The organism is Sellimonas sp. (assembly GCF_047234585.1).
Taxonomy (GTDB): Bacteria; Bacillota; Clostridia; order Lachnospirales; family Lachnospiraceae; genus Sellimonas; species Sellimonas caecigallum.
Map to the genome: position 1 here is coordinate 20,594 of NZ_JBKSWG010000011.1, position 12,939 is coordinate 33,532.

14 protein-coding genes are annotated in these 12,939 nt (G+C 43.3%); 5 read left to right on the forward strand and 9 right to left on the reverse strand.

Annotated elements, in window-relative coordinates; all coding sequences use genetic code 11:
• Nucleotides 1-403: 403 nt before the first annotated feature.
• On the forward strand, nucleotides 404-1,132 hold the full coding sequence (locus ACLROL_RS05955) for an adaptor protein MecA (protein ID WP_087202207.1): 729 nt from the start codon (nucleotides 404-406) through the stop codon (nucleotides 1,130-1,132).
• Nucleotides 1,133-1,233: 101 nt separating this feature from the next.
• On the opposite strand, the gene ACLROL_RS05960 is transcribed toward ACLROL_RS05955, so the two are convergent.
• Both ACLROL_RS05960 and ACLROL_RS05965 read right to left on the reverse strand, forming a co-directional pair.
• The gene (locus ACLROL_RS05960) at nucleotides 1,234-1,446 is read right to left on the reverse strand and encodes a DUF1858 domain-containing protein (protein ID WP_087202205.1); all 213 of its coding nucleotides are present in this window, start codon (nucleotides 1,444-1,446) and stop codon (nucleotides 1,234-1,236) included.
• Between the two features lie 411 nt (nucleotides 1,447-1,857).
• Nucleotides 1,858-2,784 (reverse strand): C40 family peptidase, encoded by a 927-nt coding sequence (locus ACLROL_RS05965; protein WP_087202203.1) that lies wholly within the window; start codon nucleotides 2,782-2,784, stop codon nucleotides 1,858-1,860.
• A 211-nt stretch (nucleotides 2,785-2,995) separates the two neighbouring features.
• Between ACLROL_RS05965 and ACLROL_RS05970 the strand changes: the two genes are divergently transcribed.
• From ACLROL_RS05970 to rbr, 3 genes are all read left to right on the forward strand, one after another.
• A complete protein-coding gene (locus ACLROL_RS05970; protein ID WP_413067472.1) occupies nucleotides 2,996-3,403 on the forward strand; it encodes a Fur family transcriptional regulator in 408 nt (135 codons plus the stop codon).
• Between the two features lie 112 nt (nucleotides 3,404-3,515).
• Nucleotides 3,516-4,058: an NADH peroxidase gene (locus ACLROL_RS05975; RefSeq protein WP_087202199.1), complete on the forward strand. Its 543-nt coding sequence runs from the start codon at nucleotides 3,516-3,518 to the stop codon at nucleotides 4,056-4,058.
• A 63-nt stretch (nucleotides 4,059-4,121) separates the two neighbouring features.
• A complete protein-coding gene (gene rbr / locus ACLROL_RS05980; protein WP_087202197.1) occupies nucleotides 4,122-4,658 on the forward strand; it encodes a rubrerythrin in 537 nt (178 codons plus the stop codon).
• Nucleotides 4,659-4,705: 47 nt separating this feature from the next.
• Here rbr and ACLROL_RS05985 read toward each other — a convergent pair whose 3' ends face one another.
• A complete protein-coding gene (locus tag ACLROL_RS05985) occupies nucleotides 4,706-5,263 on the reverse strand; it encodes an ECF transporter S component (RefSeq protein WP_413067473.1) in 558 nt (185 codons plus the stop codon).
• Nucleotides 5,264-5,266: 3 nt separating this feature from the next.
• Nucleotides 5,267-5,875 (reverse strand): ECF transporter S component, encoded by a 609-nt coding sequence (locus tag ACLROL_RS05990; RefSeq protein ID WP_413067474.1) that lies wholly within the window; start codon nucleotides 5,873-5,875, stop codon nucleotides 5,267-5,269.
• 211 nt (nucleotides 5,876-6,086) lie between these two features.
• On the opposite strand from ACLROL_RS05990, the gene trhA reads away from it, so the two are divergent.
• The gene (gene trhA, locus ACLROL_RS05995; protein ID WP_413067475.1) at nucleotides 6,087-6,737 is read left to right on the forward strand and encodes a PAQR family membrane homeostasis protein TrhA; all 651 of its coding nucleotides are present in this window, start codon (nucleotides 6,087-6,089) and stop codon (nucleotides 6,735-6,737) included.
• A 33-nt stretch (nucleotides 6,738-6,770) separates the two neighbouring features.
• Here trhA and ACLROL_RS06000 read toward each other — a convergent pair whose 3' ends face one another.
• The 5 genes from ACLROL_RS06000 to ACLROL_RS06020 all read right to left on the reverse strand — a co-directional run bounded on the left by ACLROL_RS06000 (nucleotide 6,771) and on the right by ACLROL_RS06020 (nucleotide 12,915).
• Nucleotides 6,771-7,031, reverse strand: coding sequence for a GIY-YIG nuclease family protein (locus ACLROL_RS06000; protein WP_087202189.1), 261 nt, complete (start codon nucleotides 7,029-7,031; stop codon nucleotides 6,771-6,773).
• A gap of 6 nt (nucleotides 7,032-7,037) precedes the next feature.
• Entirely contained in the window at nucleotides 7,038-8,381 is a 1,344-nt protein-coding gene (locus tag ACLROL_RS06005) for an MATE family efflux transporter (RefSeq protein ID WP_288722695.1), read from the reverse strand.
• Between the two features lie 234 nt (nucleotides 8,382-8,615).
• Nucleotides 8,616-9,443: a M23 family metallopeptidase gene (locus ACLROL_RS06010; RefSeq protein WP_288722693.1), complete on the reverse strand. Its 828-nt coding sequence runs from the start codon at nucleotides 9,441-9,443 to the stop codon at nucleotides 8,616-8,618.
• A gap of 42 nt (nucleotides 9,444-9,485) precedes the next feature.
• Nucleotides 9,486-10,382, reverse strand: a complete 897-nt coding sequence (locus ACLROL_RS06015; protein ID WP_413067476.1) for a SpoIID/LytB domain-containing protein — start codon at nucleotides 10,380-10,382, stop codon at nucleotides 9,486-9,488.
• Nucleotides 10,383-10,452: 70 nt separating this feature from the next.
• Nucleotides 10,453-12,915: a glycogen/starch/alpha-glucan phosphorylase gene (locus tag ACLROL_RS06020; RefSeq protein ID WP_087202180.1), complete on the reverse strand. Its 2,463-nt coding sequence runs from the start codon at nucleotides 12,913-12,915 to the stop codon at nucleotides 10,453-10,455.
• Nucleotides 12,916-12,939: the final 24 nt, after the last annotated feature.

A 12,939-nucleotide genomic window follows, 5' to 3' on the forward strand; every position in this document is an offset into this window, starting at 1 on the left:
AAAGGTAACACTATATCCCTGTTTTTTCAAAATCTTATCCCAGTTTTCTCTTTTGTAAGCTTTGTTGATGAATTTTTGAATCAAGAATGAATGTGAATTGTGTCTTTTGATTCTATCGATCGATGAGATATTGCCTGGTGTACGGCAATCCGAAGATTTTCCGAATGGAACACCATACCGGAAAAATGAATGTTAGAATAAGGTATCTGATACCTCTTTCGTATTTTTCTATCCCCTCCTTTACAGTGTACATGACCGTGGGGAATGCTACCTCTTGTGTGCCATTATACACCTGTTTTTTCCAAAAGCAAGTATTTTTTGAAAATTTATTTACATAATTTCTTTTTTTGATTATACTACTATTGAGTAAGTATAAGAATATTTACGAAGAGGAAGTGATGACATGAAAATTGAAAAAATCAATGACAATCAAATACGCTGTACACTTACCCGTGCTGACCTGGAAGACCGCCAGCTGAAAATCAGCGAACTTGCCTACGGCACGGAAAAAGCGAAATCACTTTTCCACGACATGATGCAGCAGGCAGCCTTTGAATTCGGTTTTGAGGCAGACGATATCCCTCTTATGATTGAGGCGATCCCTTCTTCTTCGGATTCTATCGTGCTTGTCATTACAAAAGTCGAAGATCCGGAAGAACTGGATACCAGGTTTTCCAAATTTGCACCTTCTCCGCTTGCTGAGACGGAAGAGCCTCGCAAAGCGGTTCCGGATAAACTGGAGGGAGCCGACGAGTTTCTTCAGCTCCTCAATAAAGTAAAAGAGGCAGTTGCCGACATGCCGGCCAAGCAAAAGCCTGCGGGAACATCATCCGCAAGACAGGCCGTCCGTCTCTTCTCATTCGGTACCTTTGAACGGGTCATCGAGGCATCCCGCCTTCTTGCACCAATGTACAATGGTATCAATACTTTATACAAAGACCCGGCAGAGGATTTTTATATCCTTGCCATTGCTCAGTCCGAACTTACCAAAAGTGATTTCAACAAAATCTGCAACATGCTTACGGAATACGGCGCTCTGGAAAAAAGTACGCCAGCGTCCCTCGCATTTCTCGAGGAACACTGTGAAACGATCCTGTCCGGAACTGCCATCCAGCAGCTTTCATCTTTGTAGGATCGGCTGTACATCTTTTACCAGCCGACAGACAGCGTAAAAAAATACCGCTGACACAGGAGCATATCCTGATGTCCGCGGTATTCTTTCTTTTCTATCTCTTATGCATTTGCATTCGCTTTTAAAAATGCATTAATCTTTTCTACTAACAAATCTGCATCGATTCCATGCACCATCGCCGCCTCTTCCAGAGATTCCATCTGAGATGCAGGGCATCCAAGGCAGTGCATACCGATTTCCATAAGGATCGGAGCTACTTCCGGATGTGTATTTACGACTTCGCCGATCGTTGTAGTTTTTTCCACCTGATACATGATACTTGTCCTCCTTTGCTATGAATTACGTACTCATAATTATAATACCATTTTTTCTAAATCGCAACCCTAAAACAGTTTATAATTATCAGAATTTTCTAAATTTTTTATAAGTTTTTTTCTGTATTTTGATTACGAAAAAGTCAATGCTTTTTTCCTGTTTTTTCGACAAATCTTGATTTTTATGATATGTTAACAAAACGTGCGTTCGTTTAAATACAAAAAGTTATCCCCACAATCCACAAGATTTTATGTGGATAATGGGGATAACTTTTGAAAAACACTGTAGTTTTCATATCTTTCTCGCTTTTTCGTGTGGAAAACCATTTTTATCCCATTTTTCTTTTTTCTACATTATTTTACAAAATTGTGCATTTTGCTATTTTTTTCTTTTGCATCAAAAATGTCTGTTTAGAACATTCTTCGTACTGTCACGATACTTGTGTACGTAGCCGGGGAAAGTCCGATTCCATGTGCCGGGTCCTGTGCATTGACAATCTGCCCGTTTCCTGCGTAGATTCCCACATGCCCGTTATAACAGATGATATCTCCCGGCTGCGCCTCTGCGTAAGATACAGCTCTTCCGACGCCTCTCTGCGCAGTGGATGTTCTCGGAAGTGAGAAACCAAAATGTGCGTATACTGACTGGACAAATCCGGAACAGTCTGCCCCGTTTGTCAGGCTCGTGCCGCCCCATACATATGGGTTACCGATGAATTGTTTTGCAAAATCCACAACAGCCTGTCCGCTCTTTCTTCTCTGCTCTTCTTCCTTTCTTCTCTTTTCTTCCGCTTCTCTTTGAAGACGCGCCTGTTCTTCTTCCTTTGTCTCCCCATAAGAAAAAGTGACTTCTTTATTCTCTGCAAATGCCTGCGCTTCCCGCTCTCTGGCTTCCTGCTGCGCTTCTTCTCCTACCATAATAGAACTTGTCTCCACGAAGCCTTTCACATTGCCTGACTGTATCGCCGTCCACTCTCCCACAGGACCAAGAACAGTCATTGCGGAACCGGAGTATAATTTTCCCACCCAGTCACTGTCCTGTGAAGGTGAGCTTTTAACTTCAATATAACCTGAAGATATATTGGCAAATGCCATATTCAAATACTTCCCCTTCTGCTCCGGCACCACAACACTTTCTTCTGTATCTTCCTGCATTATAACCGTCTGCGTATCTTCTTTATTAATATACTCATCTTTTGTCTCTTTTAATACAGCCTCCATACTGATGGACAAGGTTCCTGCATTTGCTGTATCAGCCGCAGATGTTTCCATCTGAAAAGATCCTATCATTCCTGCCGCCGCCACAATAAACAGTCCTTTTTTCATAAAAGAATGCATAAACGTTTTTCCTCCTTAATTTTTGTGTTATGTATTCTCTTCTGTATTTGTTACATATTTGTTACAAATATTACGTTTTGTATTCTAACATATTTCAATTCTTTGTCAACCCCTAAATGAACTCTTTTTTTCGCAACATCTTGACATTTTTTTCTTTATAAGCTATATTCTAAATATAGTAATTATTATTATTATTGAAAGGAGGACTTTTATGACAGCTTTGAAATACAGCCGCCAAAGGGAATCCATCAAAAATTTTCTTATGCATACTTCTTCCCATCCTACCGCGGACATGGTCTATCTCCATGTAAAAGAGACATTTCCGAATATCAGTCTCGGAACCGTCTACCGAAACTTAAATCTGCTGGCAGATATGGGGGAAATCATCAAGATCACAGCCCCGGATGGAGCGGATCGTTTCGATGGGCGCACCACCCCTCACTATCATTTCTTTTGCAGCGAATGCGGATGCATGATGGATCTGGATATGGCGCCCCTCTCTCAGATTAATGAAGTGGCTGGGCAAAATTTCGAAGGAGAGATTGACTCACACACAGTCACATTTTATGGAAAATGTGCTTCCTGCTTACATCACGATACAAAAGCAACAGCTGTTTAAAAATTTTTTAAATATGGATTGACAGTTACGGAAAAAGATGCTATATTGATATCAGTAACAATTACTAATATTATTAACTAGGGAAAATAAAAAAGAAAAGGAGACAATTACTATGAAAAAATGGGTATGTACAGTTTGTGGTTATGTTTATGAAGGAGAAAATCCTCCGGCAGAATGTCCTCAGTGCCATGTTCCGGCAGATAAATTCCAGGAAATGGCTGGTGAAAGAACATGGGCTGCTGAACATGTTGTAGGTGTTGCTCAGGGTGTCAGCGAAGATATCATCGCAGATTTAAGAGCAAACTTCGAAGGAGAATGTTCTGAAGTAGGTATGTACCTTGCTATGGCAAGAGTTGCTCACAGAGAAGGATATCCGGAAATCGGATTATACTGGGAAAAAGCTGCATGGGAAGAAGCAGAACACGCTGCAAAATTCGCTGAATTATTAGGCGAAGTTGTAACAGACAGCACAAAGAAAAACCTCGAAATGAGAGTAGAAGCTGAGAACGGTGCAACAGCTGGTAAATTCGACCTTGCAAAACGTGCGAAAGCTGCTAACCTGGATGCAATCCATGACACAGTTCACGAAATGGCAAGAGATGAAGCTCGTCACGGAAAAGCATTCGAAGGACTTCTTAAGAGATACTTCGCTTAATACTTGAATCATTAACAGGCTTGAATTGGTTGTCGGCATTTACACTACAAGGAGGAAAATCGTATGTCTAAATATGCTGGAACAAAAACAGAACAGAACTTGATGACAGCATTCTCAGGGGAATCCCAGGCGAGAAATAAATATACTTTCTACGCTTCCCAGGCAAGAAAAGCCGGATATGTGCAGATTGCAAATATCTTTGAAGAGACTGCCAATCAGGAAAAAGAACATGCTAAAATGTGGTTCAAAGAATTCCACGGAATTGGCGATGTTGCTGAAAACTTAAAAGATGCTGCTGCAGGCGAAAATTACGAATGGACAGATATGTACAAAACAATGGCTGAAGAAGCTCGTGCAGAAGGCTTTGATGAACTTGCTGCAAAGTTTGAGCTCGTAGGCGAAGTAGAAGCTGCCCATGAAAAACGCTACAATAAACTGCTTGCTACATTTGAAGCAGGAAATACGTTCAAAGGCGATGCTCCTCTTGGATGGAAATGCAACAACTGCGGATACATCTACGAAGGAGAAGAAGCTCCGGAAGTATGCCCTGTGTGCGCACATCCGAAGGCTTACTTCGAAAGAAAAGCAGAAAATTACTAAAACTCCTATACACCAAAAAAACGGAAGGTACCCTTTACCTTCCGTTTTTATATGAATTTTCTGTACGCTCTTGCTGCAGGCATATAAAGAATGCTTACAATCATAGCCATGAACACTGCATTTACCACCGTTGCCGGGATAGAAGCTGTGGAAGCGGCAGCCGCAGCTGCAAAGCCGCTTCCGCTTACCAAAAGCAAAATGGTCTGCATTATCCATTCAATCACAATATTCAGCACCGCGTAGACAACCGCACAAAGCACTGCTGCTTTCCATTCTTTCTTGCGGTCATTCTTTGCCCTTTCCTTCAGAATTGAGAACAACGCCCCTACAAGAAGGCATTTGATGATGGTTTCACAGAAAACCTGAGGGATGGACTGAACAAAACCATTCAGCAGATCAAATATTACAAGTCCTGCCGTACCTGATGCTGCACCGCGCTTTCCGCCCTGAAGAAGCATGCCTAATACAACAAACACATGTCCGAAATGAATGAACGGCGTACCGACAGCCGCTGGTACCGGAATCCGAAAAACCTGTATCCCTAGAAAGGTAACTGCCGCAAAAAATGCCATACTTACAACGTTTTTGACTTTTCTGTCTCGCATATCCTATACTGCCCTTCTCTTTTGATCCACCGTCACGATTCCGCTCTTTAAAAGGAACGGCCTTACTGCATTGTAGAGAAAACCAACAAGAACAACCGAGATAACCGCATTTACAAAAGTGGTAGCTGTACTCCATTTTGCCAAGACTTCTGCCATCTGCTGCGGCTGCCCCAAAATGATCTGCTTGTAGAAATATCCAACCAAAGGGTCTGCTATGACATTAAAGCCAAGTCCTGCAACGGATGCCAAAATGCTCCACTTAAGAACATACTTTCTGTCTGAACTTTCATTAATATGGGCAATACGGTGTGCCACTAACCCTGTAATCAGACCAATACATAGTTTCAGAACAAATGTCTTCGGCGCGCTTACAATATAGACAGGATCCATGATATCTGCGATTGTCATACCGATAGCTCCGGCAATTCCGCCGTATTCTCCTCCCAGAATCAATGCTGCCAGCACACAAAAAGCATTTCCTATGTGCAGAGATGTCGCATCTCCTCCCGGCATCGGGATCTTGATCTGCAAAAATGTGAAGGTTACATAACAGAGAGCCGCAAAAATAGCCGTCTCTGCAAGTTTCATAATATTTGTGTTTCTTCGTTCCATAACTTTGATCCTTCTTTCTTTTCTCTTTGCTTTCCTATCTTATCACTAAAGTGGATCCTTCAAAATATCCAGTTATTGTATTTTAGACCAGTCCAGTTAAGTTTTTCGGAAAATAGTATTGCTTTTTTGTCATCCTGGGTATAATATTAACATATGTTATATGTAGTATTAAAAACTACATATCATTTTATCAGTGTTAGGAGGTAAACTTATGACAAAACACATCAAAGACCCTGGCAGCGCTATTACACACTTTATCGGAATGCTCATGGCAATCTTTGCCGCAGTTCCGCTTTTGATAAAAGCCGCACATGAACCGGATTCCATTTACCTGATTTCTCTGGCCATCTATGCAGCCAGCCTGATTCTTCTATATGCGGCTAGTACGACATATCATACGTTTGATCTGTCTGAAAAGGCAAATACGATTCTGAGAAAAATTGACCATATGATGATCTTTGTCCTCATCGCAGGAAGTTATACCCCGATCTGTCTGATTACTCTGAAGGGTACCACCGGAATCATCCTTCTCTCTCTTGTATGGGGAATCGCTATTGTGGGCATCATCCTGAAAGCATTCTGGGTATTCTGTCCAAAATGGGTGTCTTCTGTCCTGTACATCGGCATGGGATGGACTTGTGTGCTGGCTTTCACAAAGATACTCAATTCCCTGTCTCCGGCAGCATTTGGATGGCTTCTGGCAGGCGGTATCATTTACACTGTGGGCGGTGTGATTTATGCTCTGAAACTGCCGCTTTTCAATAAAAAACACAAAAATTTTGGTTCCCACGAAATCTTTCATCTTTTCGTCATGGGTGGAAGTATGTGCCACTTTATCGTAATGTATGCTTTCATTCTCTAAATATTTCAGAAACAGTTTGAGCCGGAAATCTTCTCAGATTCCCGGCTCTTTTTCTGCTTTTTCTATCAGCTCTTCTTTTTGTTTTCTTGTCATCTTTTTGATTTTACTTTCTCTGCACATGGCTTCTTCTTTTGTCTCAAATGTCTCATAGTACCGAAGGATTACCGGCCTTCTTGTTTTAGTATACTTGGCTCCCTTCCCATCGTTGTGAGCCTTTATCCGCTTATCCAGGTTGTTTGTCCATCCGGTGTAAAAGCTTCCATCATGGCATTCTACAATATACGTGTAATTCATATTTCCTCAAAATGGAGAATATTCTCCGCCTTTATATTTTTTCAAAAGGAACAGCGCCACGATAGCCGCACAAAGCTCTCCGATCGGGAAAGCAGCCCACACACCGGCCGCTCCCCAGATTCTGGACAAGAGAAATCCTACTGGGATCGTCACTGCAAACTGGCGCAGAAGGGATATCACAAGAGACTGCTTTCCTTCCCCCATAGCCTCAAAAATGCCCGCATAGATAACCCCTGCCGTCGATACAAGAAAACCAAGGCAGATGATCCGAAGCGCCTGAACACCAGCCTTTAAAAGCATCTCATCCGCGTCAAACAGAGCAAATATCTGCTCAGGAATGAACAAAGAAAGCAAGGTTCCTATCATCATGATGACGGCTGCAGAAATCATACTGTAACGGATAAATGACTTTACCCTGTCTTTCTCCCCTGCTCCGTAGTTATACCCGATGAGCGGACGCATCCCCTGCACGATCCCGTTTGCCGGCATATAGATAAATGTCTGAAGCTTAAAATACACTCCCAGAACAGCCACATACACCTCTGAGAATGCAGAAAGAATGCTGTTCAGAACACTGACCAGAACTGAAGGAAGGGTCAGCATGATACTGGATGGAATACCCACACTGTAAATCTGAAGGATGATCCTTTTATCAAGACAAAGGTATTTCGGATGAATAGAAACCGCAAATCTTTTTCTTTTATACACTACAATATACAAAAGAAAAGCCGCGATTTGTCCAATTACGGTCGCCACAGCTGCACCCCTTACTCCCATGGCAGGCAGACCAAACCAGCCAAAAATCAGGATCGGATCCAAAATGATGTTTATGATAGCGCCGGTCGCCAGCAAGATCATCGTGATCTTCATCTCCCCGATCCCCTGGAAAATCTTCTCCAGGGCAATCTGAAGCAGACAGCCAAAAGAGACACACAGCACAATATATGTATAGTCGCACGCCTCCTCAACAATCGCATTATTGGATGTAAACAGACCGATAAACGGCCGTGTTACTAAAAGCCCCAGCACTACAAACAGGATACAGTGCAGAACTGTAAGTCCAATCCCGATCGTAGCCGCCTTATTAGCCTCCTCCCTCTTTCCTGCTCCAAGATAGATCGCAATAGCTGAACTGATCCCTACTCCCACTCCAACAGCGACGGAAGTCACGATATTCTGAAGCGGGAAAGCAAGAGATACCGCGGTCAACGCATCCGTCCCTAGCCTGGACACATAGATGCTGTCCACAATATTATAAAGCGACTGGATCAACATAGAAAGCATCATGGGCACTGACATCGACATCAAAAGCGGAAACACACGCCCCGTCTTCATAAAATCCTTATCCATCTCTCAACTCTACTCCTTCCTCCTCATTTCACTTGCCACACAGTCAAACGCACAAAATAAAAAGACCATATGCCTGTTTAATTCTGAAACAGGAAAACCATATGATCTGACATAACACTTGTTCAATACCTGCTTATGTTATCACGGAATAAAAAAAAAGTCAAATAGTACTTGACAAAAATCGCACTAAAAACCGGGGACGTGTACCGACGCTTCGGAACCCGTCCCCCTGTCTTATTCTAAAAACTGTGTCGGATCGATCGGCTGTCCGTCTTTGCGCAGTTCAAAGTACAGATTGCAGCCTTCGACGCTGTAGTATCTTGTCGGTTCTGCAAGGTAGCCGAGTACTGTTTTGGCTTGTACCTGATCGCCGGTCTTTACTTGTACATTCTGGAGCTGTCCATAGATTGCTTCGTAGCCGTTTCCCATATCTACAGTAACTGTTGTCCCAAGCTGTGGTGTCCTATCAATGGATTTGACGAGCCCTTTTCCTGCCGAGATAACCTGATCATTGACTGCCCCGCCAATGATCAGCGCCGGGTTATATTTATACTGGTCCAGTGTGGAGAAATATACAGTCTTATCCATGCTGTAGTTCATGAGTACAGCCCCGCTTACCGGCCAGATCAATGTATCATTTTCGCTGAAGTTGATCTGATTTCCTGTTCCGGCCGTCTCCTGGGTGTCTGCTGTTTCTCCGGATGTTCCGTCCTCCGTATTTTGTGTCTCCGTTCCGTTCATACTATCTGTATCTGCCGCATTTTGGGTTCCCATATCCATACCTGTATCCGGACTATTTGCAGCGTCTTCTTGGGTGTCAGACTCATTTTCCCATTCATTGTATGGTGCGTACTCTTCCGTCAGATTTCCTGCATCCGCACTTTTAAACTCATCGATCTTTGCCTGGCTTTCTTCCTCTATCTTTTCCATCTCTTTTCTGACGTTACTTTTGTATTGATTGAATGTATAAACTCCTGTCAGAACGACTGCTGCTGCCATGCATACTGCCAATCCGATTTTTGCTCCCCGCCTTTTTTTAGGAGCCCGCTTCTTGTTATTCATCTTCATCACCTCTGGCATTATCTTTGCCAGAAATGATAGAGCTTATTCTGTCTCGCTCAAAATTTCTGCAACTTCCTGCAGTGTAGTTCCTTCAAAAAAATATGCCAGTATTTCTTTATAGTCTTTTCCTTCCTTTGCCATCTGGTCTGCTGTATTCTGGCTCATCCCAAGGCCGTGTCCATTGCCCTTTGTCGTCACGTCCGTCTTTCCTTTTCCTTTTTTGAGAGTAAAGCTGGATGACACGAGGCCGAACTGATCCCGAAAAGCATCTCCGTCGAGTATCTGTTCCCCGTTTTTTACCTGGAGCACATAACCTGTGCTGTCGGTCTTTGCAATCTCGTATGTATCCCCTTTTATCTCTTTTGTCTGAAACGCCCCTTTGGCCTCGATATCTTTCGAACAGTCCACGCTTTTGAGATACGGATACTGATCCGTATTTAATGCCTCGGCTGCATTTCTGGTTTTTCCGTTTGTGAGCCTGCAAAATGGCGTGTATGCTGGTTTTCCACCATAGGTTAAAATTCTTTCTTTTGTCTCATTCCAGGCTTTTTTTAGTTTGGAATAATATTCTTCCATATGGTCGCCCCATTCTTTTTCCATTTCCTGCACAGAAAAATAAGGCCCGGAAAATACGACTTGATCATTGCCAGTCTTTTCTGCCATTTTTTTATAGATACCTGTCCGTACAAGTATTGCCTGAGCTTTTACCGCCTCGATATCCATAGACATCGGAATCTCTCTCGCCAGCATTCCCATTCCGTACTCATCCAAAGACAGGAATTTTGCCTTGCTGTCTCCTTCCGACATGACCGCAACTTCCTGTTGTTTTTGTGTCGGTGCGGATAATCGCATCGGTCCATTTATAAAAATGGTAATCAGATACGGAAGTGCCGTCAAAACAAATATATAGCATATGCCTTTTTTCCATTTGCGCAGCATAAAAGACCCTCCCATACGGTAAGTATATGAGAGGGTCTTCTGAATTATTTATAAATCATTTGAAATTAGGCTAGGCGTCCACTTCGATGTGATCCAGATGCCAAATATCATCAACATATTCCTGGATTGTTCTGTCCGCTGTGAATTTACCGCAGCAAGCCACGTTTAAGAGCGCTTTTTTTGCCCATCCTTCCTGATCGCGGTATGCTTGCTCTACTCTCTGCTGTGCCTCTGCATATGCCCGGAAATCTTTCAGGATAAAATACCTGTCAGCCGGTTCTCTACCGTGTGTATTTACAAGAGAATCGTAAAGATCACGATACATCTCATGATTTCCGTTGGAGTATGTTCCGTCAACCAGCTGATCTACCACACGTTTGACATCCCAGTCATTGAAGTAGATATCTGTCGGATTGTAGCCTCCATGGTTTTCAAAATTGATGACTTCGTCTGAAGAAAGTCCGAAAATGAACGCATTTTCGATACCCACTTCTTCCACGATCTCCACATTTGCACCGTCCATCGTGCCCAGTGTCGGCGCGCCGTTCAGCATGAATTTCATATTTCCTGTTCCAGATGCTTCTTTGGAAGCGGTAGAAATCTGTTCGCTGACATCTGCAGCTGCAAAGATAAGCTCTGCATTGGATACACGATAATCTTCTATGAAGACGACTTTGATCTTTCCGTTGATGCTTCTGTCATTGTTGATTACATCTGCCACGGAATTGATCAGTTTAATCGTTTCTTTCGCCCGCACATATCCTGCTGCCGCCTTTGCTCCAAAAATAAATGTTCTCGGATAGAAGTACATTTCCGGATGCTCTTTGATCTTATTGTAAAGATACATCACATGCAGGATGTTCAGAAGCTGACGTTTGTATTCATGGAGACGTTTTACCTGTACGTCAAAGATGGAACGCGGATCTACCTCGATTCCATTGTGCTTCTTGATATATTCGGCCAGACGCAGTTTGTTTCTGTACTTGATATCCTGGAATTCCGCCAGAGCTTTTGTGTCCTCGGCCAGCGGTTTGAGCTTGCTCATTTCAGACAGATCTGTGATCCAGCCGGAACCAATATGCTTTGTTATCCACTCTGCCAGAAGCGGATTTCCGTGGAGAAGAAATCTTCTCTGTGTGATACCGTTCGTCTTGTTGTTGAATTTCTGAGGCATCATTTCATAGAAATCTCTGAGTTCCTGATGTTTCAGGATTTCCGTGTGCAGTCTGGCTACCCCGTTTACGGAATATCCGGCAACAATGGCAAGATGCGCCATCTTTACCTGTCCGTCTCTGAGGATTGCCATCCGTTTTACTTTTCCTTCGTCTCCCGGATATTTTGCCCGGATTTCCAATACGAAACGGCGGTCGATTTCCTGAATGATCTGATAAATACGCGGAAGCAGTCTGGAGAACAGATCAATCGGCCATTTTTCCAGTGCCTCTGCCATGATCGTATGGTTTGTGTACGCAACCGTTTTCGTCGTCACATCCCACGCTTCATCCCACTCGAGACCTTCCTGGTCGATCAGAAGGTGCATCAGCTCAGCGACAGCCAGAGTCGGATGAGTATCGTTCATCTGGATTGTCACTTTTTCGTAAAGTTTTCTCACATCGTCGTGTTTTTTCTTATATCTTGCCAGCAGTGTCTGGAGACTCGCCGAGATAAAGAAATACTGCTGTTTCAGGCGCAGCTCTTTTCCTGCATAATGGTCGTCACAAGGATAGAGAACATCGACGATCATCTTTGCAAGGTTTTCCTGTTCTACCGCATGGCGATAATCGCCTCTGTTGAAGGCATCCAGGTGGAAGTCGGTAATCGCTTCCGCATCCCAGATCCGCAGGGTATTTACCACATGATTGCCGTATCCTACGATCGGAATATCGTACGGTATCGCTCTTACTGAACTGTAGTTTTCCTGGATGAAATTGTTTCTTTTTGTGACCGGGTCGTACTCGATCCGCACATCTCCTCCGAACCGCACTTCTTTTGCATATTCATCTCTGCGGATTTCAAACGGATTTCCGTCTTTGAGCCAGTTATCCGGTACTTCCACCTGGTAACCGTTCTCGATTTTCTGTTTAAACATTCCGTAGCGGTAGCGGATTCCGCATCCATATGCAGGATATCCCAGCGTGGAAAGCGAATCCAGGAAGCATGCTGCAAGCCTTCCAAGTCCTCCGTTCCCAAGTGCTGCATCCGGTTCTTCGTCTTCCACGGCGTTCAGGTCGATCCCCATCTCGTCCAGCGCTTCTTTTACTTCATTGTACGCCGTCAAGTTGATAAGGTTATTTCCAAGTGCTCTTCCCATAAGAAATTCCATTGACATATAATACACCGTCTTTGGATCTTCTTTTTCCATCACTTCCTGGGTCGCCAGCCAGTTATCGATGATGGTATCCTTTACCGCAAGGGAAACAGCCTGAAAAATCTGCTGTCCGCTTGCCTCTTCGATTGTTTTCCGGTATAAATTTTTAATATTATTTCTTACTTCTTCTTTGAATGTTTCCTTCTCAAATCTTTTGCTGTACATCTTGGTCTTCCCCCTGTTAAACTA